This is a genomic window from Blastopirellula sediminis, from assembly GCF_020966755.1.
Taxonomy (GTDB): domain Bacteria; phylum Planctomycetota; class Planctomycetia; order Pirellulales; family Pirellulaceae; genus Blastopirellula; species Blastopirellula sediminis.
Window position 1 is genome coordinate 1493302 of record NZ_JAJKFT010000010.1, and the last position, 23754, is coordinate 1517055.

At 59.6% G+C, this 23754-nt stretch carries 20 protein-coding genes; 13 read left to right on the plus strand and 7 right to left on the minus strand.

Annotated features, from left to right (window positions below; all coding sequences use genetic code 11):
* Positions 1–2: 2 nt before the first annotated feature.
* A complete protein-coding gene (locus tag LOC68_RS17760) occupies positions 3–2243 on the minus strand; it encodes a sensor domain-containing diguanylate cyclase/phosphohydrolase (RefSeq protein WP_230221210.1) in 2241 nt (746 codons plus the stop codon).
* Between the two features lie 216 nt (positions 2244–2459).
* Between LOC68_RS17760 and LOC68_RS17765 the strand changes: the two genes are divergently transcribed.
* Together LOC68_RS17765 and LOC68_RS17770 are read left to right on the plus strand one after the other, a co-directional pair.
* Positions 2460–3314, plus strand: coding sequence for a fumarylacetoacetate hydrolase family protein (locus LOC68_RS17765; protein WP_230221213.1), 855 nt, complete (start codon positions 2460–2462; stop codon positions 3312–3314).
* Between the two features lie 157 nt (positions 3315–3471).
* Positions 3472–5136 (plus strand): hypothetical protein, encoded by a 1665-nt coding sequence (locus LOC68_RS17770; protein WP_230221215.1) that lies wholly within the window; start codon positions 3472–3474, stop codon positions 5134–5136.
* A 9-nt stretch (positions 5137–5145) separates the two neighbouring features.
* On the opposite strand, the gene LOC68_RS17775 is transcribed toward LOC68_RS17770, so the two are convergent.
* The 4 genes from LOC68_RS17775 to LOC68_RS17790 form a co-directional block, all read right to left on the minus strand.
* Positions 5146–6114, minus strand: coding sequence for a N(4)-(beta-N-acetylglucosaminyl)-L-asparaginase (locus LOC68_RS17775; RefSeq protein WP_230221217.1), 969 nt, complete (start codon positions 6112–6114; stop codon positions 5146–5148).
* A 55-nt stretch (positions 6115–6169) separates the two neighbouring features.
* Complete coding sequence (locus tag LOC68_RS17780) at positions 6170–8161, minus strand: DUF2207 domain-containing protein (protein ID WP_230221218.1); 1992 nt, start codon at positions 8159–8161, stop codon at positions 6170–6172.
* 233 nt (positions 8162–8394) lie between these two features.
* A complete protein-coding gene (locus LOC68_RS28575; RefSeq protein WP_230221220.1) occupies positions 8395–9669 on the minus strand; it encodes a glycosyltransferase in 1275 nt (424 codons plus the stop codon).
* A gap of 36 nt (positions 9670–9705) precedes the next feature.
* Positions 9706–11331 carry a vWA domain-containing protein gene (locus LOC68_RS17790; RefSeq protein WP_230221222.1) on the minus strand — a complete coding sequence of 542 codons (1626 nt, stop codon included), beginning with the start codon at positions 11329–11331 and terminating at the stop codon, positions 9706–9708.
* A gap of 183 nt (positions 11332–11514) precedes the next feature.
* Between LOC68_RS17790 and LOC68_RS17795 the strand changes: the two genes are divergently transcribed.
* The 7 genes from LOC68_RS17795 (at position 11515) to LOC68_RS17825 (ending at position 16404) form a co-directional block, all read left to right on the plus strand.
* Positions 11515–12513 (plus strand): 3-keto-disaccharide hydrolase, encoded by a 999-nt coding sequence (locus LOC68_RS17795; RefSeq protein WP_230221224.1) that lies wholly within the window; start codon positions 11515–11517, stop codon positions 12511–12513.
* Between the two features lie 36 nt (positions 12514–12549).
* Positions 12550–13086, plus strand: coding sequence for a hypothetical protein (locus LOC68_RS17800; RefSeq protein ID WP_230221226.1), 537 nt, complete (start codon positions 12550–12552; stop codon positions 13084–13086).
* Positions 13087–13379: 293 nt separating this feature from the next.
* The gene (locus LOC68_RS17805) at positions 13380–13691 is read left to right on the plus strand and encodes a hypothetical protein (protein ID WP_230221227.1); all 312 of its coding nucleotides are present in this window, start codon (positions 13380–13382) and stop codon (positions 13689–13691) included.
* Positions 13688–14278, plus strand: a complete 591-nt coding sequence (locus LOC68_RS17810; RefSeq protein WP_230221229.1) for a hypothetical protein — start codon at positions 13688–13690, stop codon at positions 14276–14278. Before LOC68_RS17805 ends, LOC68_RS17810 begins: the two co-directional genes overlap by 4 nt.
* Positions 14279–14328: 50 nt before the next feature.
* Complete coding sequence (locus LOC68_RS17815) at positions 14329–14943, plus strand: hypothetical protein (RefSeq protein WP_230221231.1); 615 nt, start codon at positions 14329–14331, stop codon at positions 14941–14943.
* Between the two features lie 68 nt (positions 14944–15011).
* On the plus strand, positions 15012–15506 hold the full coding sequence (locus LOC68_RS17820) for a hypothetical protein (protein ID WP_230221233.1): 495 nt from the start codon (positions 15012–15014) through the stop codon (positions 15504–15506).
* Positions 15507–15600: 94 nt separating this feature from the next.
* Positions 15601–16404 carry an alpha/beta fold hydrolase gene (locus LOC68_RS17825; RefSeq protein WP_230221235.1) on the plus strand — a complete coding sequence of 268 codons (804 nt, stop codon included), beginning with the start codon at positions 15601–15603 and terminating at the stop codon, positions 16402–16404.
* On the opposite strand, the gene ptsP is transcribed toward LOC68_RS17825, so the two are convergent.
* Positions 16401–18179: a phosphoenolpyruvate--protein phosphotransferase gene (gene ptsP, locus LOC68_RS17830; RefSeq protein WP_230221237.1), complete on the minus strand. Its 1779-nt coding sequence runs from the start codon at positions 18177–18179 to the stop codon at positions 16401–16403. The two genes, LOC68_RS17825 and ptsP, sit on opposite strands and share 4 nt — an antisense overlap.
* 266 nt (positions 18180–18445) lie before the next feature.
* On the opposite strand from ptsP, the gene LOC68_RS17835 reads away from it, so the two are divergent.
* The 4 genes from LOC68_RS17835 to LOC68_RS17850 all read left to right on the plus strand — a co-directional run bounded on the left by LOC68_RS17835 (position 18446) and on the right by LOC68_RS17850 (position 21437).
* Positions 18446–18922, plus strand: a complete 477-nt coding sequence (locus LOC68_RS17835) for a 3-hydroxyacyl-ACP dehydratase FabZ family protein (RefSeq protein ID WP_230221239.1) — start codon at positions 18446–18448, stop codon at positions 18920–18922.
* A gap of 101 nt (positions 18923–19023) precedes the next feature.
* Positions 19024–19410: an acyl carrier protein gene (locus tag LOC68_RS17840; protein ID WP_230221241.1), complete on the plus strand. Its 387-nt coding sequence runs from the start codon at positions 19024–19026 to the stop codon at positions 19408–19410.
* 72 nt (positions 19411–19482) lie between these two features.
* Positions 19483–20019 carry a 3-hydroxyacyl-ACP dehydratase FabZ family protein gene (locus LOC68_RS17845; protein WP_230221243.1) on the plus strand — a complete coding sequence of 179 codons (537 nt, stop codon included), beginning with the start codon at positions 19483–19485 and terminating at the stop codon, positions 20017–20019.
* Between the two features lie 131 nt (positions 20020–20150).
* Positions 20151–21437: a beta-ketoacyl-[acyl-carrier-protein] synthase family protein gene (locus LOC68_RS17850; RefSeq protein ID WP_230221245.1), complete on the plus strand. Its 1287-nt coding sequence runs from the start codon at positions 20151–20153 to the stop codon at positions 21435–21437.
* 12 nt (positions 21438–21449) lie between these two features.
* Here LOC68_RS17850 and LOC68_RS28580 read toward each other — a convergent pair whose 3' ends face one another.
* The gene (locus tag LOC68_RS28580) at positions 21450–23720 is read right to left on the minus strand and encodes a methyl-accepting chemotaxis protein (RefSeq protein ID WP_230221247.1); all 2271 of its coding nucleotides are present in this window, start codon (positions 23718–23720) and stop codon (positions 21450–21452) included.
* Positions 23721–23754: the final 34 nt, after the last annotated feature.

The window sequence follows — 23754 nt, forward strand, 5'->3', positions numbered from 1 at the left end:
TACTAGCGCCGATCGTCGGCAGGAGGCTTTTTGAATTTTGCGGCCAGGCGATCCCAGAAGGTGGGAGCTTCCTTTTCTTCGCCGACGACCCCTTCGCTGAAGTCGTGCACCATCAGGTACGACTGCAAGCTCGCCATCAATTGTCGAGCACGCTGCAGCGCGTCGCTACGGCGACGATCGCGACTGCGGCGTGGGGCCACCGAAACTTCGATCACAGTGGTCGTCATGCCTCGTTCGTCTTGTTGTTCGCGGGGACGGATCGTCATGACTAGCGCGGTCCCGCGATCAGAATTGCGACGCGTCAGGCCGAACGTGTCGCCGTCGAAAGCCAAGGTTAGTTGCTGTTCGCTGGTGTCGATCACTTCGGCGACATGGTCGGTCAGGAAGCCGCGCATCTTTTCCCAGACCATCTTCAGCGGCGCGCGGGTCGTCATCGTCCGTTCGACCAGGGCGTTCGGCGAGCGGTGGGCGAACCACGACGACCACCAGTGACGGCGTTCTCGTTTTTCCGTTTCGTCGCGACCCGAGCCGAGTTGGATCACCATGTTGCGGCCGAGCTCTTTCGCTTGCAAAAGCGCGCGGTCGGCTCGGTTGAGCATTGATTCCGGGGTGTCGCCCGCTTGCAGTTCGGTAACGCCGAAGCTGGCGGTCAGGTTCTTGCCGCCGAGCGAAGGCTGCGCCGTCGCCGCGACTTCCTGGCGAATCGCTTCGGCTCGCTGGGCGGCCGTTTTCATGTCGCACTGACCGCAGACCAGCACGAACTCTTCGCCGCCGTAGCGAGCCGCCACATCGCCGGGCAGCGCGTGTCGTTTCAAGTGCGATGCGAAGCTGACCAGCGCGTCGTCGCCGGCCGGGTGTCCGTAGTTGTCGTTGATTCGTTTGAAGAAGTCGATGTCGCAGATGATCAGGCTGCAAGGACGATTCGTCTGATTGTGCTTGCGAACCATCTCGTGCAGCGAACGGTCGAGTTCGGCGCGGTTCGCCAGGTTGGTTAGCGGGTCGCGAGTCGCTTTCACATGCAACGAACGAAGCTGCTCTTCCAGGCGTTGGATACCGCTCGCGTCGCACAACTGCAGCGTAGCGCCGCGGCCAACGCCATCTTCGGTAATGACCGGAGAGATATGAGCGGTGATCGCCGAGTATTCGCCTTGAGCGTCGCGGATCGTCAGGCGGAGCACTGATTGCAGACCGCTTTGAATCGCGGCGGCGAGCGGATCTTCGCGTTCCGGCAGGAAGCGTCCCGAGGCGTCTCCCATGCCGACCAGCTTTGGCGACCAATTACGGTTGAGGACCGATTCGGACGAAAGTCCAGTCAGCGTTTCGGCGGCATGGTTCCAGCGCAGGATCTTCAAGTCGGCGCCGACGTAGATTAAGCCGTCGTGGACGTTGCGAAACAAGTTTTCGTGGAACAGGTTCAGCAATTGATTGGGACGTGCGACGCGCTGCGGATTGACGAGGTCCCAATGCGAATTCGCTTGCGTCGGCGACAAGTCGCGCAGCCATTGTTGAGCGACGTCATGTTGCAGTTTGTTCGAGAATCGCATTTGGAACGTGCAGAAGTCGCTGACCAGTTCCGGATCGAACTGCGAGCCGGCGTAGGCGAACAACTCGGCCAAGGCGCGGTCTTTGCTGCGAGCGCGACGATAGACCTGGTCGGTCGTCATCGAGTCGAACGCGTCGACGATCGCCAGCATCCGGGCGCCACGCGGGATGTCGTCGCCGCAGAGTGGGAACGCACGTTTGCTGCCGTCGAACCAGGCGCCAGCGTGTCGAATGACCGACATGATGCCGGCGTCCGAACAGCAATGTTCGATGATCTCGACCCCGGCCGCATGATGTTCGTCCATCAGGGCCAGTTCTTCTTCGTTCAGCTTGCCGGGCTTGGCGAGCAGGTAGTCGGGGACCGCTAACTTGCCGATGTCGTGCAGCAGCGCGGCGACTTCCAGTTCGTCCCGTTCGGCGTGCGAGTTGCCGCGGATCGCCGACCAGGTGGAAATAGTGGTCGCGACGCGCAGCGAGTGGGCGGCGGTCGGAGGGTGTTTCGCTTTGAGGGCGGTGAACAGACTGCTGGCGACGCCGAGTCGTACCTGGACGAGTTGATTTTGTTGCTCGAGAGCGGCGGCTACGAGCGCTTCATCGTCGACATCCTCGGTACGCTGCAACATCTGCTGCAACGCTCCGAAGCGATGATCGGCCGATTCTCCAGGATCGACGCCGAAGTTGGCGGATGAATCTGTGTCCATAGGGCGCGGGCGTCTAGCTGGCGAAACAGGATTCTGAACCCGGCAATGAGGCTCAGAACGGATTTTTAGGACTTTGCTGAAAACCTAGGTCGCAGATTGGCTACAGTCAAACTGCTAAACTAGGAGAGTCCGACTCGTTGCCGACAGCCCAGCGATGAGCTAACGTAATCGGCGCCGAATGTGGCGGTCCTAGCGAATATCCTGGAGGCGAGACAAATGCGACTGGTCACCTATCAAAGCGAAGCGGGTCCCCGTGCTGCCGTTGCTCGGGGGGATGATTTCATTGATCTTCACCATACCGATCACACTCTCCCTACCGATATGAAGTCCCTGCTAGCGATGGGGGACGTCGCTCGCGAAAAAGTGCTCGCCGCCATGGAGCACGGCGATCCGATTCCGCAGGGCTCCCGAATTCTGACGCCGATCATCAATCCGCAAAAAGTGATCTGCGTCGGTCTGAATTACGCCGATCACGCCAAAGAGACCGGCGCCACCGTCGGGGACGAGCCGATTATTTTCAACAAGTTTCCCTCGGCCCTGATCGCCGACCATGACGAGATTCACTTGCCGCCGGAAAGCAGCCAGGTCGATTACGAAGCGGAACTGGTGGTCGTGATCGGAACTGCTGGCAAGCATATCCCGCAAGGGGAAGCGATGAGCCATGTCGGCGGCTATTGCTGCGGCAACGACATCTCAGCTCGCGACTGGCAAAAGGGGAAGCCGGGCAAGCAATGGCTGCTCGGGAAAACGTTCGACACCTTCGCTCCGCTCGGGCCGATCCTTTACACCCCCGACGAAATCGCCGATCCCAGCAACCTGACGATCCGCATGCGTCTCAATGGGGAGACGATGCAGGAGTCGTCGACCAGCCAGCTGATCTTCAAGATCGATTTCCTGATCTCCTACCTCTCGAACGTGGTGATGCTGCAGCCGGGCGACTTGATCTTTACGGGGACGCCGCATGGGGTCGGCGTCGCTCGCGATCCGCAAGTCTTCCTGCAGCCAGGGGATCAGCTGGAAGTCGAAATCGAAGGGCTAGGCGTTCTGACCAATCGCGTCGCGATCCGCTAGCGACGTGGTCCGGTTTGCGCGGATGCGTAAGAAAAAAGTTCAAGCCGAGCCTTCCTTTAGAAGGCCCGGCCTGACTGCCGAAGTCCTATAGAGTCAGGTCTCTCAAAACGGCGGATGGATCCGCCGTTATCCACTTGCTAGCATTGCGTCAGGGAAGATGGAATTCAGGCGGAACGCTGCGCGCGACGATCGTCGTCGACGCGCCATTCTTGATGATCGCAACGCGGCCGGCCGTAACGCCGGGGTCGCGGACGGAGATGATGCGGCCTGCGGCAAACGGGCGCGCCGGTACTCCTCGCAAGCGCTGCTAGAGCGACGTATTCGGGTCGTCGATCTGATTCCGCTCCACTGGTTCTCGGTCGCTTCGTATTACCTGCTCGGCGTCGTCTTGATTAGCTTGCTGGCGGTTTTGCACTTTTTCGCCGCTGAAAAGGTAGCGTTTGCGAATCTCTCCAGCGTCAACAGCTTGGGCGGTTGGTTGGCGATTGTCGTCTTTTGGACCGCCGCGCAAGGGGCGCTGGTGATCTATCGCATTCGTCGCCACCGCTTGGACGACTATCGGGGACGCTATCACGTCTGGCTCTGGGGAGTCGCCGTGTTGGGAATCGCCGGCGTCGATCTGCTGGTCGACTTCCGGACGCCGATCGGCCAGATGATAGAACATGCCAGCGGTCGCCAGTTCGCCGATCTGGAACAAGGTTGGGCCCTGTTGGTCGCGACCTCCTTTTATGGATTGGCGCTACTCCGCATCGTCTGGGAAGTTCGCGCCAGCCGCGGCGCTTTGGCGTCGGCGCTGTTGTCGCTGACGGCGCTGGGAACGTTCGTCGCGTCGCAGGCGAACTTGATTCTGTGGCCAGAGCAAGTCAACGTCCAGCTCACGACCTGCGTTCTCTATCTCGGCGGCGTCTGGTTGTTGTCGATGATGCTGATGCAATACGCGCGCTTCGTCTGGATGGACGCCATTGGTCTGATCGCCCAGCGAGCCGTTGTCGAAGCGGACGAAGAAGAGGAAAAGGCTCCAGCCAAGAAGACGTCGCGTCGTCGTCCGACGATCGTGAAGAAGGAAGAAGAAGCGGAAGCGCAGGAAGCGTCCGAGGACGATGCCGATTCGGGGTGGTTCTCATGGGGCTCAAAGAAGTCGAAGCCGGCTGTTGAGGAAGAAGAGACCGAGAAGACTCCGGCGTCCAAACGAGCCGCTAAGCCAACCGTAAAGGCCGCCGCGAAATCGGACGAAGACGAAACGCCGGCCGAAAAGAAACGGGGCTGGTTCGGCTGGGGCCGTAAGAATCCGGCCGAAGGGGAAGCCGCCGACGCCGATGCGAAAGTCGCCGCCAAGCCTGCCCCCGCGAAACCGGCGGCCGCGAAGAAGGAAGAGAAGAGCGACGAAGCGGCTGCGCCAAAACGTGGCTGGTTCGGTTTCGGCGCCAAGAAGGAAGCGGCGCCCGACGTAGCGGCCGAGAAGAAGCAGCCGGCCCCGAAGGCTGCCGAAAAGAGGCCTGCCAAGGAAGAAGCCGCCACCGAGAAGAAGCGGGGTTGGTTCGGTTTTGGCGGTAAAGCGAAGACCGAAGAGGAGCCTGCGGAAGAGAAGAAGTCAGGCTCGCCGCTGGCAGCCAGCGCTCGCCGTGCGGTCGTCAAACAGCAGCAGGCCAGTACCTCGGCGCCGCCGCAAACGTTGAAGATGGATCCGCTCACACTTGGCGGAAACGACGAGGGGGACAGCGACGACGAAATTGCGGCGCTGGAAGCGAAGCCGGACCATCTGCTGACCAAGGCCGAGCGTCGCCGCTTGAAGAAGCTGAAGCGACGCGGCGTGGCGGCGTAAACGCGACGCCTACAGGTTCACGCAGGGTTCCAGTCGAGTGCCGTCCCCGTCGGTCACGGCGATTTGCTTTTCGCCGCGAATGGCGACCCCTGCGTGGCTGCCATCCTTGTGGAGCAGAAACAACTGCAAGTTGAAGGCGATCTTCCCTTCCTCATCTCGTTCGTAGGCGGCGGCATGTTTGGCGACGATCGCCAGCGTTTCCAAGCCGGCGTCGATCGGGCTAGCGCCGCGTCCCATTTGCTGCACCGCGTGAAAGCTGGAGCAGTTCAACATGTTCGCTTCGCCGTAGCCGATGCTGCCGCAGCTTCCCATTTCGTTGTCAACATAGAGCCCAGCGCCAAAGATCGGCGAGTCGCCGACCCGTCCTGGCATTTTGAAGCAGTGACCGCTGGTCGAGGTCACACAGGCCAAATCGCCCCGCACGCTGCGCGCCGCCAGGTGAACGGTGCTGCCGGAGTGTTTCTCGCCGGTGGTTGGATAGTAGCGATTGAATTCGGCGATCGTTTCGGCGTCGAACTCGCCGGGTAGCGGCGGCAGCCAATCTTTGCCGCGGCACTCCATCCGCTTCCAATAGAGCCAGACCTTGCGAGCTTTGTCGGTGAGCAGATTCTCTTCCGGAAAGCCGTTCGCTTTAGCGAACTGGAGCGCGCCGTCGCCGCAGAGCATCACGCGACGCGTTTGCTCCATCACCAGTCGCGCCACTTGCGTCGCATGCCGCACGTTCTTGAGGCCGACGACCGAGCCGCCGCGATGACGCGGACCATCCATCACCGCCGCGTCAAGCGTCACTTCGCCATTGGCGTCCGGCAGTCCGCCGTAACCGACGGTCAATTCGTTGGGATCGTCTTCGATCAGCGTTACGCCGTTCACGGTGGCGTCGAGCGGAGGTTGTCCGCTGGTCAGTTGATAGAAAGCGAGACGGGTCGCTTCGAGCCCGTTGCCCGATGCGATTACTTTTTGCATGGATGTGGCGGTCACGGATGGGGGCTCCCGATCAAGCGATGAGAAGAGGTCGTCCGTTAGCGTACCAGAATTACCAGCCGCCGCCTCCTCCGCCTCCTCCGCCGCCGCCTGAGGAACCGCCGCCGCTCCCTCCGCTACCGCCGCTTCCCCCTTTGCTGGGGCTGATCGAAGAGGAGTAGACGGCGCTGCCCAGCGCGCCGGCGAGGGCTGCTCCGGTAAACATCCGCCCCGCCGGTCCATAGATAGATCGCGACGGGTAATTGTTGGTGTTGTCTTGGAATTGGCTCGCTTCCAAAACTTTTTCGCCCAGTTGTTTGTACCATCCATCCGACAAGCCGAACGCCATCGCCCAGGGAAGCCGCTCGTCGAGCAACAGCGCTCCTTCTTCTGGGGACGAGGCGTACTGCACCTGGCGAACGAACTCTCCTTCCAGCCATTGGCGGTAGCCGTCGAGATGGTCGAGCAATTGCCGACCCTCATGCGTCGGACGCTTCATCAAGTGAAAAAACTGCCGCCCCATGATCACCAGCAGCAGAATACCGATCAGTATGAAGAAGCTAACTTGGTAGGCGAAGACTCCCAGGACGACCACTTCGGCGATAATGAAGGGAAGTGCGAACGCCGTCATGAACAGGGCGCCAATTAGCGCCAGAACTCGCTCAAGCGAAAAGCCCAAACTGTAAAAAGCCGCCTTCCAAATCCCCAAGGCGTTGGCGCTGAGAAAGTAAACGCCGACGCTCCACATCGAAAGCCAGAAGGTTAAAAACAAGGCGACCGCATAGTTTGGGGTCGAAAGAATCGCCATCAAGATGCCGACGACCGAAATCGAGACGCCCCAGAGGGTCCACCAATAGTTCACCACGAAATGCGTGTTGCGATGTTCGTTGATCAGCGTCGTTTTGAATTCAGAGATCGCGGAGCTGATTCTCATGTGATTCAACTTGCTGAAGGTGATCTGTTTGGAATTAGCGAATAGCCCGCGTAACAGCGCATAGACGTCGGGAGAGAATCGCGAGAAATCGGCGCCCTTGCTTTTGGTGGCGGTATAGTCTCCCAGGGCGTTGCGGCCCAGTTTGATCGCTCCTTGCGATTCGGCGTAAACGAGCGCTGCCGCCAAGCATGTGTTGTCGAAACCCATCCGCGAAACGTAGCGCGCCGCCGCCGGCGAAAGTCCTTCCGGCGGGCTGTCCTGCACCAGAATTGCACCTGGCGCCGGATCGCGGCCGACCAGAAACCAGCCGATCACGTAAACCCCAAAAGCACAGACCAATGTGAGCAATGTCAGGGCGAGGTCGGCGTTGTCGTTGAGCAGCTGCCCGTAGGCTTCGCTTTCGGAGGGAAAGGTTACCGCGCCGGTTGGAAACTTTACCGACACAGTCCAACCTTCTTTCTTAAGCAGCGGTGAAGTCGTCTCCAGCTTAATTTCAGCCTGCGGAGCGTCGAGCTGGCGCCAGTCTTGGTTCATTTCGCCGCTCGCGCCAGTCCAGGCCGCGACCGTCAGTTGATCGTTCTTGAAGTCGTCAGGCAGGTGGATCGTGACGCTCGAATGCTGGATCGGAAAGTTCCAGAAGTTGCCGGTGACGTTCCAGTAGAGTTCGTCAAACGTTTCGTCGTGGTGGAGCCAACCGTCGGTGACGTATTCGATCGTGTAGACGTACGTTCCCTTGTCGAGCACCTTCTGCGCTTCCCCCAGATAGATGCGGGCGTCGTAGGGACGGTTTTCATCCGGCTGTTCCACGCGAAAGTTTTCCGGCTTTCCATCGCGGGTTGCGCTGATGACGTCGAGCGAATGTTTCTTGCGTATGCCGAACGTCGGAGAAGTGATGACGGGGAAATCGCGGTAGATGCCTCGTCGGATCTCTTGTCCCAACGAAGTGACCTCGATCGTTTCGACGACATGCAGCTTCGAATCGGCTTGAACCTTGATGTCGACGTCATAGCGGCGAATCGCTTCCACCGTCGGCAACGGCTTGTCGCCATCTTCCGCAGCGCATAGACAAAGCGGATTCGATACGAAGATGATCGCCAGCAGCATCGCTTGGATCGGTTTCCAGCCTTGCATCCGCTTGCTTCCCCCAGAAGTAAGTAGTGCTGCGCCAAACGGGTATGGTAGTAGCCATCCGCTAGATGGATATCGCGTTGGCGTCGCGTTAAGGTTTGTTGGAAATATTGGCTTCGTCGCTCCGTACGCTTGCAGTCGTAAGGAGCGAGCGACAGAATCATCCTCGCTGTGAAACTCTCTGTCGTCGGGGCTTGCTCGTTGCAACTCCGGCGATTTTTTTTGCGCGAGGATGATTAGGTTTCGGCCAAGGTGTTTTTGGTCAACATACGATCGATTTCATCGACGGCACGCGACACTCCTTGAGGATTCGCCAGTCGCGCCGAAATCTCGCGGCAGGCGTGGGCCGTTTGGTCCGATTGCAACAGATGTTGCAGTTTTTCCGCGATTTTTCCAGCCCGAAATTGACTCGGGTAGAGCGTCGAACCGATTCCTAACCGCTCGATCCGCTCGGCGTTGTCCGGCTGATCATGGCTGAACGGCATAATCAAATGCGGTACGCCGGCGGCGCAAGCTTGCGACAAAGTGCCGATTCCCCCGTGATAGACGAGCGCTGCCGAGTGGGGGAGAAGTTGCGAGAGGGGAACGTATTTAAAGTGACGGACGCCGCTGGGGAGTTGTTCGGGAAGCTGCTGCGGAAAACGAGTCAATAAGATCCCGCGACGTCCAAGTATCCGGCAAGCGGCGATCGCTTCCTGGAAAAAGGCGTGACCGTTGAGCATCGCCGAACCGGGCGTGAAGACGATCGGCGGATCTCCGGCGTCGAGAAACTCGCGAACGTCGTCATCCAGTTCTCCCAATTCCGATTCGTCCCAGAGCGGAAAATCGGCCAGCACCGTGTTGGCGGGCCAATCGTCTTGCGCCGGCGCGTACCACGACGGAAACAAGCCGATCACCTTCTGCGGCGAATGCCAGAGTTGCGTCGAACGGACGATCGACGGCAAGCCTAACTCGCGGCGGAACTTGTTGGTCGGACCTCGCAGTACACGGTCGACCATCAATCGTTCGGCCAGGCGATAGACGCCAGCATTCCACCAGAGCGGCATTCCGGTCCCGGCCGGCATCCGTCGCATCAGTCGCGGCGGCCGGATGTTGCTCCACAAGACTGACGGCTGCAAGTGAATCGTGGCGAGCGGCACATGAAAGACTTCATGAGCCATCTGCAGCCCTTGCGCCAGCGCCGATCCAACCATCAACAGATCATTTCTGCCGCTGGCGACTTCCCGCGCGATGATTTCGTAATGCCGCCGTTGCCAGGGGAGAATAATGCTGCGCGCGATCGTTCCGAAACCGCGGAGCGGATGGAACAGATTCGGATCGCTGATCGTCCGCTTGTATTCTTCTTCGGTATCGACTGGATGGAAGTCGATCTCCGCTCGTTCGACCAGCGGACGAAAGTGTTCGCTGGTGTGAAGTATCACCTGGTGACCGCGGCGTTGCAGCTCGCCGGCGAGTCCAATAAAAGGATGAACGTCGCCGTAGCTGCCGACAGGAAAGAGGAGGACGCGCACGGCTGGCTCATTCGCAATAGAGCAGGAGTGACTCGACTACGCTTCGTTCCATTGCCAGCCGATCGGCGTTTCCAGTTCTCGCTTGGCGAGTTCGGCCCACGGCGAGTCGGGGTTTTCATCGATCACGCGCTGTAGCGACTCGACCGCCTGTTTGCGAACCTTTTCGAGTCGGCTTCCCGCTTCGGCGAGCGAATCGGCTGGCTCCAGCATCCAGGTATCGTGGCTGGGATTCTCGAACTTGCGGCCCCCTTTGAGGAGCGCGAGCATCTGGTTGTAGCCGTCGGTGCGAGCCTTCGCCGCCGCGGCGCGACCCAGCGCCAGATCGAAACTGGCCCGCCAACGCGGATCGGTGATCTTGTCCCGATCTCCCTCGGCGTCGCTGAGACGGTTGTAGATCGCGTCAATCGGCGGAGCGAGACGAGCCGGCAGACGCTGCGCCGAGTCAAGGTTCCGTTTCAGCGCCGCTTCGTCGCCGGCGCGGAAGTTGGTGGCCGGCGCCGAAAGTGCGCCCCCTTGCGGCAAGTAGGAGACGGCGTCGAGCGCCGCGAGCGCTTTGTTACCGGCCAGCAGCTGCTGATACTCTTCGGCCGAGATGTATTGCGGCGGATACTTGCGGCGATACTCGCCGCCGTAAACGTTGGCGTTGCCGGGCCACGAGCCGAGGGCGCTGGAGCGGACGATCAAGTAGGCCCCGCCGGTCGAGCGGCAGAGGTAGTTGAGCGCGAACGGACCGAAGCCGCTATCGATTTCCTGTGAGCCGAAGCCGGCCGAATTGAAGTCGATGTTGATCCGCTGCAAGCGACGCGTTTCGGGACCTTGGACGATCGCCGGTTTGCCGTCGCGGCGGCTTTCGGCGGTTTGCATCAAGCCGGACAAGCGGCCGAACGGCGCCGGAACGCCGATCGCATGAACCTTCACGCCGAGCGGACGCGCCTTGGCGATCACCGCATCGACCATGTCCTGGTCGTCGCCAGCTTCGTCGGTGACGACGACGATCGCTACGGCGCGGTTCTGCGATTGGAACTTGCCATATTTGTCGAGGGCCTTATCGACGGCGGCGAAGATCGGCTCGGCGCCGCTGTCGTCGCTCGGCAGCTTGGCGATCTGATCGCTGACCGCCGCCATGTCGGAGGTCGGATTGTCGATCAGGAACTGCGGCGTGGCGCCGCCGATCGCGACGACGGCCGAGGTCAATTGATCCGGAGCCTTACCGGCCAGGGCCGGTCCTAATTCTTGGTAGAACTTGGCGGCCGCTTCCTGGAAGCCCCGTTTCAACGCCGAGGCGGACTGCGTGGTATCAACCATCCAGACGACCAGGGCCGGCGAGTATTCGATTGTGTTCTTCAGGTCATCGCCGATTCGCGAGACGGCGTCGTGAACGTCGAGCCGTTCTTCCATCGCGCCGCCGCCCGACGTCTTTCCCCCGCGCATCGACGCGGTTCGGATCATGGTGCCGCGAGCTTCCGCTTCACGGGCCTGACGTGCCGCGACGCCGTTCGGTTGCTTGGTACCGGGTGAAGGTGCGGCTGCCGGAGGGGCGACTGTTTGCTTGGCGGCGGGGGCGGGTTTGGCGAACGGATTGCGGATTCCAACGCCATCGCAGCCAACAAACAAGGCCAGACCAAGCGACAAGAGCCACGGGTAGCAGCGGACGAACGGCATGAAAGGCTTCCTAACTGGTTCGGTGAGCAATGGCGCGGAGGCGCCCCTTGGACCTCCCCGTATTCTACCTTTCCTTTCCGTTAGGTCGAGCCAGATGCGACGGAAGCTTGCATCCCCCTCGCTGGTAAAGGAGAATAGTGAGAACTTCTCGCCATAATCGCCCGCGCTCGGAGCCTCCGTTCCATGCCTTGCTCATTCCCGTCTCGCTTCGTATTTTCCCTTCTCCTCCTCGGCTTTGTTTCCCAACTGTTTGCTGGTCCTGCGTTTACTGATCCGAAAGAAGCAGGCCCCGACTATGACGTCCAAGGGGAATACCAGGGGGTTCTCGGCCCTGACATGGTGAAGATCGCCGCCCAGGTGATCGCCAAAGGGAAAGGGAAATTTCACGCCGTCGGCATGCCGGGCGGCTTGCCTGGCGACGGGCTGAAGCCGGATGAAAAGAAGGTGGAGGCGGACGGAGAGCGGGAAGGGGAGATGGTCGTCTTCCGAATCACGACCGAAGAGGGGAAAGAAGTCCGGGCCGAAATCAAGGACGGGATGATGACCGTCTATGACGGCGACAACCAGAAGGTAATGGAACTGTCGAAGGTCTTCCGCGAAAGTCCGACGATGGGCGCCAAGCCGCCGGAAGGCGCCGTGGTGTTGTTCGACGGGACCAACCTCGATGCGTGGATGAACGCCAAGATGACCGAAGATGGTCTGATGCAACAAGGCGCCACCAGCAAGCAATTGTTCGACGACCATTCGATTCACATTGAGTTTCTGCTTCCCTTCATGCCGGAAGATAGCGGCCAGGCTCGCGGCAACAGCGGCTTGTACCTGCAAGGTCGCTACGAAGTGCAGATGCTCGACTCGTTTGGCCTGTCCGGCGAAGACAACGAGTGCGGCGGTCTCTACACCTTGAAGAAGCCGGACGTCAACATGTGCTTCCCGCCGCTCACGTGGCAGACGTATGACATCGACTTCACGGCGGCGAAGTTCGACAAGGAAGGGAAGCTGGAAAGCGCTCCCCGGATCACCGTCAAGCAGAACGGCGTCGTGATTCATGACAACGTCGAACTGCCGGCCAATCAGAACACCCGCGCGGCGCCGGTGCAAGCGGGCAAAGAACCAGGCCCGGTCTATCTGCAGAACCACGGCAACCCGGTCCGCTATCGCAATATCTGGGTGAAGACCAAATAACGGGCCTTGCGCGTCGTTTCAGCTAGAATAGCGAGCATGGAAACCGACGCCCAGCAGAACCCGTTCGCTTCGCCGCACGCGCCGCAGAAGACGCGTCACGATCTGCCAACGCGCATTGAAGGTCCGTCGCCAATCGACGTGCGCGGGTACTGTTATGCGTGCGGCGCCGCGGGAGAAGAGGACTTTCAGCAGCAGTTCTACTGGGGACGGTTGGTCGTCGACTATTCTCTTTGTCGCAATTGTCTCTGGCGACGCCCTTGGCAACGTGCGTCGATTCTGGTGAATGGTTCGCTCTCGATTTTGGGAATCTTCGTCGCGGTCTACGTGGCGTCCCTGTTGTCGATTATCCGCTTGGATGCGGTCCGATCGAGCCAGTTCCTTGTCAACGGGATCATCCTGTTCGGAATCATCGTCTTCGTTCCGACTAGCGTTGTGGTAGTGATGAACATCGTGTTTCGCATGTTCGCGGTTTTTCGGTGGTACCCAACGGATGTCGGCAAAGGGATTTATCGACTGACGAGAATCAGTCGCCAATTCCGAGCGAACTACTTTGCGGTGGAGAAGGAAGAATGAGCGAGCGGAAGGAGAATCCGTTCGTCTCGCCGACGCCTTTGGTGAGAAAAATGGATGCGACGCCAGATCCGCCGGGAGACGGCCCCTTCGATTTTGGAGAGGATTGGATCGGCGGATTGACGCCGTTGTCGCTACCCGGCGAATGTCTCGTTTGCGGCAAGTATGCGGCTGATAACCAGCGACGCGCTCGAAGGTATCGGCACGGCGACCGAAGTCGCTACCCGAAAGGTTGCAAAATTTCGTATTCGGTCTGCAGCGGCTGCGGGTGGTGGATCGACTTCTGGCACAGATGCATGTGGTTCACGTTGGCGATCTTCGGGCTGTCGGTCATCTTTGCGGGGGTTGCGCTTGTGCGTTTGCGTTACGTTGACCCCTTCGATCCTCAGAGGCTGGACTACATCCGTTTTATGCTTGGATCGATGTTGGGGGTCGCCGTCGCTTTTTTCGTCGCGGCAATGTCCTTTTCGTTTCAGCCGCTGCGCATTCAGCGAATTAGAGACCAAGGGAATCGGACGTCTATCTTTCTCGCGAATCAAGAGTTCCGCCGTATTGTCTACGAGCGTTCGGTGGCCCAACGAATGCGTGACGAATCGGGGGGCCAGTGAATCAGCCGAGCGAGAATCCGTTCGCTTCCCCCCGCGTCGATGAATTCGTTGAAGTCCTCCCCGACGCTGAGGAAGGGACGAACGAACAATTTCAGCTGCGGGTTGGGAAGATCGTCGGCGAGTCGCCGTTGTCGCTGCCGAGAGTCTGTTTGTACTGCGCGGCCGATATTGTCGACGACTTTTCGCTACGGCGAGTCGCCAGGTATCACCGGCTGCGATTGTCGCCAGGGCGTCAGCCGATTCTGTTTCAGTTCTACTGCTCGACCTGTTCCGCGTGCGTGGCCGCCGCTCAGGCCTGGCGACGACGACGCAGCCAGGCTCTCTATTTTGCTCTGGCGTGCGTCTTGTTGGCGGTCGGCGCCTCCTTTTTGGGGCTCTACGGCAATGCGGAATTCCCCGAAACGGCGTGGCTTAGCCTTTTTTCGATCCTGGGAATTGCCCTCGTCGCCCCCTTCTTTCGCGTATGGTATTGCGAGTCCCAGTTGCCGAAGTTTCCAGAATTGGAATCGTACGCGGAAAATACCATGACCGTAAAAGGGGCAGGGTGGAAGTTCATCGAGCGCTTTCGCGAAGGCTCCCCTGCCTGACGTTTCTTATTCGAAACGACCGCACCCAGCATCATCGGAAATCAGCGAAGATGGAATCCGGCTCCCACGAAAACCCGTTCGCTCCGCCGAATGTCGACAAGGTTGTCGTCACGCCTTCGGATTCTGGCTCAGGCGATATCGAAGAGTTTTTCATTCATGATGGAAAGATCGTCGGCCAGTCTCCGCTTTCGTTGCCGTCGGTCTGCTTGTACTGCGCGATGGCCGCCGCCGACGAAACCTCCCAGCGAAAGACCTGCCAGTTTTCTGGTAGGACGGAGTCGGGGAATTGGACGACGCTGACAGTTTCTTATTCCGTCTGTGGGGCGTGCGTCGCGAACGCGCAGGCCTGGCGTCTTAAGCTTAGGCAAGCCGCATATTGTCTTGTTCCCACCCTCATATCAATCGGCTTCCTTTGTATTATCGCGATTTTCTGCTACACCGCTGTTGGGCTCGTGGAGGTCGCGGAGAGTTGCTTCCCCTTCTTTATGATCGCCGCAATTGGATTTGCGTTGCGCATCGTGTATTGCGATTTCAAAGTCCCCAAGCCTCCAGAATTGCGCATGTATGAGGCGGGCAAGATGGCGCTTTCTCGCGCCGGGCGAGCGTTCCTCGAGCGTTATGCGGATGGTCAAGACGATCTCACACCTGGTGAGGACGATGAATGAGTGAGCTTGAGGAAAACCCTTACGCTTCGCCTGGCGTCGACGTTCGCAATCGAGAAGAGGTCTCCTTCGTGATCGAAAAGGGGCTGATCCTCGGCGAGTCTCCCTTGTCGTTGCCGTCGGTTTGTTTCAACTGCGCCTGCGATGTTGCCGGAGATGGCGAGACGCGTCATCGCACCAGGTATCGGCCGGAGCAGGCTCCCCCCAATGCTCCGGAGCGCGAATTCACGATTACCTATTCGATCTGCACCAAATGTTGGACGCGATCGGAGAAATGGCGCATGCGACGAAACTTCGCCATCTATTTTTTTCTGGCGTTGTTCGTCTTGGGTGGGTGTGTTGGCGTCCTGGCGATGGCCTATTTGAGTGGAGGCAGCGCCATGGCGGACAAACTCTTGTTTATGCTGACGGCCTTTTTATCCTCCATGATGCTAGTGTTCGCCGCCGCGGCGTCCATTGGGATTTGCCATGGTCGCGTATTGGGCGGGCCTTCGATACGAAAGTTTGACGGAAACAAGATATTCGTTGCGGGCGCTAACCAGAGCTTTTTGCGGCGTTTTCGCTAGACTTTTCACGCCTTACGTGGGCGATTCGAGAAGGACCGGCCGCGCGTTACAATAATCGGCAACGAGTCAGTAACGCGAATTCAAAGGCGAGACCATGCAAGGCGAACGTATTCCGATTGGCGAAGTGACGCTCAACGTCGTCATCCGGGGAGAAGGGGAGCCGATCCTGCTCGCGCATGGTTTTCCGCTTGATCACTCGATGTGGGAAGCGCAAATCAACGTCTTGGCGGCCGAAGGGTATCAGGTGATTGCGCCTGACCTGCGCGGTTTCGGCGGCAGCGATCCGGCCAAAGACAAAACGACCATGGCCCAGTTCGCTGACGATCTGTCGCGACTACTCGCCAAGTTGAACGTTACCAAGCCGGTTACGTTCTGCGGGCTCTCGATGGGCGGCTACATCGCGTGGCAGTTCTTCCTGCGGCATCGGACGCGTTTGGCTCGCTTGATTCTGTGCGACACGCGAGCGAATGACGATGACGAGAAGGTGGCGCGCGGGCGGTTGGTGATGGCGGCCGAAGTCGAACGGTTCGGCCTGGAAAAAGTTCCGGGGACCATGCTGCCGAAGCTGATTGCCCCGATCACGCTCGAAAAGAATGAAGCGGTCGTCGCCGCTTTACAAGCTGCGATCTTGCGGCAAGATCCGGCCGGCGTCGCTGCGGCTCAGCGCGGCATGGCCGAACGTCAAAACGTGGTCGAACTGCTGTCGACGATCGACGTTCCGACCTTGGTGATCTGCGGCGAAGTCGATGCGATTACGCCTCCGGACGTGATGCGAGCGATCGCCGACGCGATTCCTTGCGCCGAGTATGTCGAGATCGCCGGCGCTGGGCATATGGCGCCGATGGAGCGTGCCGTTGAGACGAACACGGCGATTCTCAACTTCTTGAAGTCGAACTAGCCGTCGGTATCGAGCTTTGCGATATCGGGCGAAATGTCTTCCAGTTCCATCCGCAGGAAGCGTTTCACCTGGTTGGTCGTCTTCATTTGCAGGGCGCGAGCCAGCAGCGATTCGGCCCGCTCGATGGTGATCTGCGAAGCGAGCTGCTTGATCGTCGGCACGAACGCGGGGCTCATGCTGAAGCTGCGGAGCCCCATTCCCAGGAGCAGGATGAACGCCCGCGGTTGGCCTGCCATTTCGCCGCACAACGTCACCGGAACGCGGGCCATGTTGCAGGCCCGGATGACGTCGTTCAGCGTATGAACGACCGCCGGGGCGAGCGGTTGGCAAAGGCTGCTCACCTTGGGATTGTCGCGGTCGGCGGCCATCAAGTACTGCACCAGATCGTTCGATCCGATCGAAACGAAGTCGACCAAGTCGAGCATCGAGCGGATGACGATCGCCGCTGCGGGGACTTCCAGCATCATGCCGACTTTCACCTCGACGAACGGTTTTCGTTCTTCGGTCAGGCGGCGCTGGGCGCGGCGGACGAAGCTGCGAACCTTGCGCAGTTCTTCCACGGTGGTGATCATAGGAAACATCATGCGGACTTCGCACCCGTCGATGCCGGCGCCTGCCTGCAGGATGGCGCGGATCTGCGACATGAAGAACTCTGGATGCTCAAACGACAGCCGCACGCTGCGCCAACCCATGAAGGGGTTCGCTTCGTTGTGGGTGTGCCCGAGGTAGGCGACCGTCTTGTCGCCGCCAATGTCGAGCGTACGGATCGTCACCTTCTTGTTTGGGCTCGACTCGATCACGTTGCGGTAGATGCTGATCTGCTCCGCTTCGTCCGGAACGTTTTCGTGCGTCAGGTAGAGATACTCGGTCCGGTAGAGACCGACGCCATCGGCGCCCATCGCAGCGGCCGACTCGGCGTCTTTGACGTTGTTGATGTTCGCCATCAACTCGATCGGCTGTTGGCAAGCGGTGCGCGAAGGGAGATCGCGGTTGGCGGCCAACTGGTCCTTCAGGTCGAAGAATTCGCGTTCCAGCTTGCGATAGGCCGACAGCTCTTCCGCCTCTGGATTGACGACGACGATCCCTTCGCCGCCGTTGACGACGATCGTGTCGCCGGTTTTCACGCGCGACGCGATGCCGGGCACACCGGAGACAGCCGGGATGCCGCGGCTGCGGGCGATGATCGCGGCATGGCTGGTTTGGCTTCCCCTTTCGGTGACGATGCCATGGACGTCGGCGTCGCCCAGAGCGACCGCTTGCGAAGGGAGGAGTTCGTCGGCGACGACGATCAGGGGGCCCTTTAAGCAACCATCCCCGCCATCGGGATCGTTGAGGACGTCAGTCAGGTAGGCGCTAAGCCGGACGATGACGTCGCGGATGTCGTTCAGACGCTCCTGCAAATAGGGGTCGCCCATCCGCGAAAAAAGCTGGGTGTAGTCGTCGAGGAGTCGGTGGAGCGCGCCTTGGGCGGTCATCCGCTCGTCGACGATCCAATGGCGGATCTTGTTGGTGAACGCAGGGTCGCGAAGGATGGTCCGGTGGGCGGCGAAAATGGCCGCTTCGTCCATGCCGACCTGGCTCTCGACCTTGGACTGGAGGGCGCTGAGGTCCGAGGAGGTTTGGTCCCGCGCCGTCTCGTAACGGGCCAGTTCCTGGGTGATTTCGTGGGGCTCCAGCTTCGTCTTTTCCGGATTGACGAAAATCTCGAGAATGCAGTAGGCGGTGCCGACGGCGACTCCGGGGGAAACTGCGATCCCCTTATGTAGGTCTGACACGGTCGAAAAGTCCGCCCTTAAGCTGGGTTTTGGAAGCGTTTAGTCCACGCGAGATTATAGTAGAGATTCTGTCTGGAAATACCCTAAGTCTACATTTTCCCGTCTATGGGGGCGAAGCGAATTGGAGTACAGTTTGCATAGCCGCGACGAGCTAAATGGCGCTCTTTGATTAGCTTGTGACGTTTTTTCGGTGTGGCTATACTAGTGAGCTTTGATATTCGGCTCTGGCCGTTTCTAAGGATTGGGTAGGATTTTGGGACGCGGGCATGCGATTCACCCTGATTGATCGAATAACCGATCTTGTTCCGGGAGAGCGGATTATAGCGACCAAATGCCTATCGCTCGCCGAAGAGTATTTGGAGGATCACTTTCCTCGTTTCCCGGTCATGCCGGGGGTGTTGATGCTGGAAGCGATGACGCAGACCAGCGCTTGGCTGATTCGGGCGACCGAGGACTTCGCGCACAGCGTGGTAATCCTGCAGGAAGCGCGGAACGTCAAGTACGCCGACTTTGTCGAACCTGGGGAAGTTTTGACGGTTACGGCCGAGTGGGTCAAGCAAGAAGGACGTTTGACTTCGCTGAAGGTCAAAGGGACCGTGGCAGGCAACATGGCGGTGAGCGCTCGCCTGGTGCTGGATCGATACAACCTGGGCGGAGACGTCCAAAGTGGCGCCGACCGGTTGGCGATTCGCAATTTAAAAGACGATTTCAACGTGTTGTACCCGGAAGCGAGCCGCGTTTAGCGGAGCCGCTTTTGGATTAGCCGCAGTGCGGCAAGCGCATGATTTCATCCACCTTGGGTGAAAAGCACATTTCCTGATTAAGCTTTGGAGAACGCATTCAGATGCCGACGGAACAAGAAGTCTTCGAGAAGGTTCGCGAGGCCTTGGTCGACGCCCTGGGAGTTGATGAAGAAGAAGTGACTCCGGAAGCGACGATGGTCGGCGACCTCGGCGCGGAATCGATTGACTTCCTCGATATCGTCTTCCGACTGGAGAAAGCGTTCGACATCGAAATCCCTCGTGCCGAACTCTTCCCGGAAGACATCCTGACGAGCGCCGAATACGTCAACGACGGCAAGGTGACCCCGGCCGGGCTCATCGAGCTGAAGAAGCGGATGCCGTTCGCCGACCTCACCAAGTTTGAAGCGAATCCGAACGTCTCGGAATTCGGCAACTTGCTGACGGTCAACGACATGTGCAAGTATGTCGAGAGCAAGCTGGCTGCGTAACGAATCGTCGAACTTTGTGCTGATCGCAGTCGGCGATCAGCGCAAAGATTCGCCAGGAAGGGATTAACTGGAATGCGTTGGTTTTGGGTAGATAAGTTCCTCGAGTTCGAGAGCGGCAAAGCGGCCAAATCGGTCAAGTCGGTCACGCTCGCCGAAGATCATATCCACGACCATTTCCCTGGCATTCCAATCATGCCCCACTCGCTGGTGATCGAAGGGATCGCCCAGACCGGCGGTCTGCTGGTCGGCGAGTACTACGAATTTCGGGAGCGAGTCGTGCTCGCCAAGGTGTCGAAGGCGACGTTTCACTTCGCCGTCGCGCCGGGGGATCAGTTGACTTACTCGGTGGAAGCGCACGATATCCGCGAAGACGGCGCCTACGTCTCGGCGACCAGTCACTGCGGAGATCGATTGCACGCCGAGGTCGAATTGTTCTTCGCTCATCTGGACGAGCAGGACAATGACCGAGAATTATTCGGTACCGTCGAATTGCTGCAGTTGCTGCGCATGATGAAGGTCTACGAAATCGGCAAGAAGTCTGACGGAACGCCGATCGAGCCGCCGCAATACATGCTGGATGCGGAAGCGGCGTCTTTAAGTCGAAATTAACCGCGCTCGGTAGGCGATCGCGCCGATAATACCAAGTACGAAGCGGACCAGCAGCCAACGATGCGCGGCTGGTTGGCGCTAGATAATCGGCAAGGTTTGCTTAGTTTCTCTTGTTTGGAGTTCCAGTCGTCATGAGTCGGCGAGTCGTCATCACCGGTATCGGCATGATTAATCCGATGGGGCACGACGTCGAGACCGTCTGGTCCGGCCTGAAAGAATCGAAGTCCGGCGTTGCGCGGACGACCGTTTTCGACGCCTCCAACTTCCCGACCAAAATCTCGGCCGAAGTCAAAAACTGGAGCATCGCCAAGTGCGGCGAAGACGTCGCGCGCTGGGAGAACATCGGCCGTCACACGCAATTTGCCATCGGCGCCGCCAAGCAAGCGGTCTCCGACTCCGGCGTGATGGAAAGCGTCCTCGATCCGACCCGCATGGGGGTTTATCTCGGTTGCGGCGAAGGGGACCAGGATTTCTTCGCGTTCACCACCATGGTGACCGCTGCGATGTCGGGGAGCGGCGACTTCGATAAAGCTGAGTTCATTCGTAAGGGGCTGGAATCGCTCAATCCGCGCCGCGAACTGGAACAAGAGCCGAGCATGCCGAGCGCTCACCTGGCGTCGCTCTTCAACGCGCAAGGTCCCAACGCCAACTGCTTGACCGCTTGCGCCGCCAGCAGCCAGGCGATCGGCGAAGCGACCGAACTGATCCGCCGCGGCACGGTCGACGTGATGCTCTCCGGCGGCGCTCACAGCATGATTCACCCCTTTGGCGTGACCGGCTTTAACTTGCTGACCGCGCTCTCGACCAGCAATGACGAGCCGACCAAAGCTTCGCGTCCGTTCGATCGTCTCCGCGACGGGTTCGTCCTGGGCGAAGGCTCTTCGATGGTCGTGCTGGAAGAATTGGAACACGCCAAGAAACGGGGCGCTCACATCTACGGCGAAGTGCTCGGCTACGGCACCACCGCCGACGCGTTCCGCATCACCGACACGCATCCGGAAGGACGGGGCGCGATCAGCTGCATGAAGATGGCGATGTCCGACGCTAAGATGAACGTCGAAGACATCGACTACGTCAACGCTCACGGCACCAGCACCGAAGTCAACGACAAGGTCGAGTCGCTCGCTTGCCGTCAGGTCTTCGGCGACATGGCCGACAAGATTCCGGTCTCCAGCACCAAGAGCATGATGGGGCACTTGATCGCCGCTGCCGGCGTGACCGAAGCGATCGTCTGCTTGCTCGCGATTCGCGACAACGTTTTGCCGCCGACCATCAACTACGAAAACCCCGATCCGAACTGCGACCTGGACTACGTCCCGAACTTCGCACGCGACGCGAAAGTCGACGTCGCGCTGAATAACAGCTTCGGCTTCGGCGGGCAGAACATCACGCTCTGCGTCGGTCGGTTCAACGGCTAACGGCCGCCGAAGTTAAACTTCAAATCGGGCCACCGCCGCACGCAATTTGTTGGCGATCTTCGACAGCTCGACGCTGGTCGCATTGGCCGCATCGGCGTGCGAAACGGTCGTTTCGGCCGCAGTGCTGACGGCGACGATTTCGCTGACGATCTGTTCGCCGGCGACGTTCGTTTCCGAGATGCCGGACGCCACCGTTTCCAGCGACGACGTGGCGGATCCGACGCTGGTCACGACGTGACGGGTCGTGACGTTCTGCTGTTCGACCGCCGAAGCGATCGACTGCGACATCGCATCGAGTTCCGAGATCACGCTGGCGACGCGAGCGATCGAGTCGATCGCGGCGCCGCTCGACTTCTGGATGCCGGCGATACGGCGACTGATGTCTTCGGTCGCGGCGGCAGTTTGCTTGGATAGTTCTTTCACTTCGCCGGCGACGACGGCGAAGCCTTTGCCCGATTCGCCGGCGCGGGCCGCTTCGATCGTCGCGTTGAGGGCCAGCAGGTTCGTCTGCTCGGCGATTTCTTGAATCGTATTGATGAACGTGCCGATCTCGCTGGCGGCGTGCCCCAGTTCGTCGATCGTCGTACGGCTGTCGCCGGTCAGTTGGCTCGCGGTGCGGGCCGAGCCGGAGGTCCGTTCCGCATTCTTGGCGATCTCCGTGATGCAGGACGACATTTCCTGCATGTTGGTGGAGATGACCGAGAAGTTGCTGGAGATCTCTTCGGTCAGATGATTCATCGAATCGATCTGGGCCGAGATTTCCTCGGTCGCCGCAGTAGCGCTGGCCGAGCGGGTTCGCGTGTTCTGCGCTTGCTCGGTCAAAAAGCCAGCGGTCGCCGCCATGTCGCTCGAAGCGCCGGTCAACTGTTCCGCCTCTTGGGACAGGCTGGTGATGATCTCACGCAGGCTGGTCGTCAGTTGATTGAAGGCGACGGCCAACTGGCCAATTTCGTCTTCGCGACGGATGTTGAGCGTCTCTTTCAGGTTGCCATTGGCGACTTGAGCGGCCAACGCCGTCATTTGCGACAACGGTTTGGTGATCGAGCGGGTCAGCATCCACGCAATCGCCAAGCCGAGCAGAATCGCGATTCCGCCGGCGAGCGTGGCGCGAAACGTGGCGGTCTCGGCTTGCTCGGCCGTTTGCGACGCGAACTGAGCAGCGGTCGTTTCGGCGTTGTAGGCGATCTGGTCGACCAGCGGTTCGATCTTGTGCACGGCGGCGCGAAGCGTTTGCTCCAACTGGGCCAGATTCTGATCTTCCTGAACAAGGGCATCGAACGAGCGGAGGTATTCGCCAGTCGACTTACGAATCTGATCGACCGATTCGGGGGCGACCTGCGACGCTTCAAAAGCGGCGACGAATTGCTTGGCCGCTTCATGCGTTTGCGCCACATATTTCGCGTCTGCGCGCAGCAGGTAGTCTTTTTCGCGGCGACGAATCATCAGCAACTTCGCGGAGACGCCGGAGACGTACTGCTTGCGCAAGTCTTGCTCCATCTTCGCGGTCGCCTTTTCCAAGGCGCCCGAACCTCCTTTGCCGGCGAGGTCTTGCTCGAGGGCGGCGACCACTTCAGTCAGCAAAGCCATCTGCGATTTTTTCAGATCAGCTGCATAGCGATCGCTTTGCAGCGATTGCTTAACGTCTTCGATCGCTTTGATCAACGATTTGCGGTTCGCGTTGTCGGCCCCTTTGCCGTCGGCGGCGAAGCGATGCAGCGCGGCGACTTGCAGATACAACGCGTCGACTTCGTAGTTTTTCGCGAGTTCTTCCAGGTCGTGCACGACGTCTCGAAATTGCCCCTGTAGTCCGGAGTTGTGGTCCAGGCCGCGTCGCTTCCAGCTTTCGGTCAGCGCAACAAAGGACTGCTGATATTCTGCGGCTGCGGCGGCGATTGCCTGGGCGTCGGCCTCGGCGGACTGATCGTGCAAGGAAAGAGCCAACACTTCGAGCGACTTCGCATCGTCGAGCAGCGTCTGGCAGCTCTTTGCGTGTTTCTCGATGTACTTGTCGTCGCGGCGGAGCAGGAAGTCTTTTTCATTGCGGCGGCATTCGAGCATCGCGACGTTCGTCTTTTCGGCGAGCGTTTGCAGCGAGATTTGCCCTTGCAGCAGCGAGTCGTAGCTGTCGACCGTGCGACGAATCGCCATGTGGTAAATCGCCATGCCGACTCCCATGACGAGCAGCACGATGGCGAAAGCGCCTCCCAATTGGTAGCGAATGCTGACGCGACCAAGCGGATTCAGGCGAATACCAGCAGGTCGATTTTGTTCGAGATTTGTCACCGTAAATGCCCCGCTGCGACTTGTGGTCGGAAAG

Bases quoted from the DNA above. Each gene is read 5' to 3' on its own strand.
- LOC68_RS17805 (WP_230221227.1), top strand. From the start codon at position 13,380: ATGTGGTTCACGTTGGCGATCTTCGGGCTGTCGGTCATCTTTGCGGGG.
- LOC68_RS17815 (WP_230221231.1), top strand. From the start codon at position 14,329: ATGGAATCCGGCTCCCACGAAAACCCGTTCGCTCCGCCGAATGTCGAC.
- LOC68_RS17765 (WP_230221213.1), top strand. From the start codon at position 2,460: ATGCGACTGGTCACCTATCAAAGCGAAGCGGGTCCCCGTGCTGCCGTT.
- LOC68_RS17825 (WP_230221235.1), top strand. From the start codon at position 15,601: ATGCAAGGCGAACGTATTCCGATTGGCGAAGTGACGCTCAACGTCGTC.
- LOC68_RS17780 (WP_230221218.1), bottom strand. From the start codon at position 8,161: ATGCAAGGCTGGAAACCGATCCAAGCGATGCTGCTGGCGATCATCTTC.
- LOC68_RS17790 (WP_230221222.1), bottom strand. From the start codon at position 11,331: ATGCCGTTCGTCCGCTGCTACCCGTGGCTCTTGTCGCTTGGTCTGGCC.
- LOC68_RS17760 (WP_230221210.1), bottom strand. From the start codon at position 2,243: ATGGACACAGATTCATCCGCCAACTTCGGCGTCGATCCTGGAGAATCG.
- LOC68_RS17840 (WP_230221241.1), top strand. From the start codon at position 19,024: ATGCCGACGGAACAAGAAGTCTTCGAGAAGGTTCGCGAGGCCTTGGTC.
- LOC68_RS17770 (WP_230221215.1), top strand. From the start codon at position 3,472: ATGGAATTCAGGCGGAACGCTGCGCGCGACGATCGTCGTCGACGCGCC.
- LOC68_RS17795 (WP_230221224.1), top strand. From the start codon at position 11,515: ATGCCTTGCTCATTCCCGTCTCGCTTCGTATTTTCCCTTCTCCTCCTC.
- LOC68_RS17845 (WP_230221243.1), top strand. From the start codon at position 19,483: ATGCGTTGGTTTTGGGTAGATAAGTTCCTCGAGTTCGAGAGCGGCAAA.
- LOC68_RS17835 (WP_230221239.1), top strand. From the start codon at position 18,446: ATGCGATTCACCCTGATTGATCGAATAACCGATCTTGTTCCGGGAGAG.
- LOC68_RS17850 (WP_230221245.1), top strand. From the start codon at position 20,151: ATGAGTCGGCGAGTCGTCATCACCGGTATCGGCATGATTAATCCGATG.
- LOC68_RS17800 (WP_230221226.1), top strand. From the start codon at position 12,550: ATGGAAACCGACGCCCAGCAGAACCCGTTCGCTTCGCCGCACGCGCCG.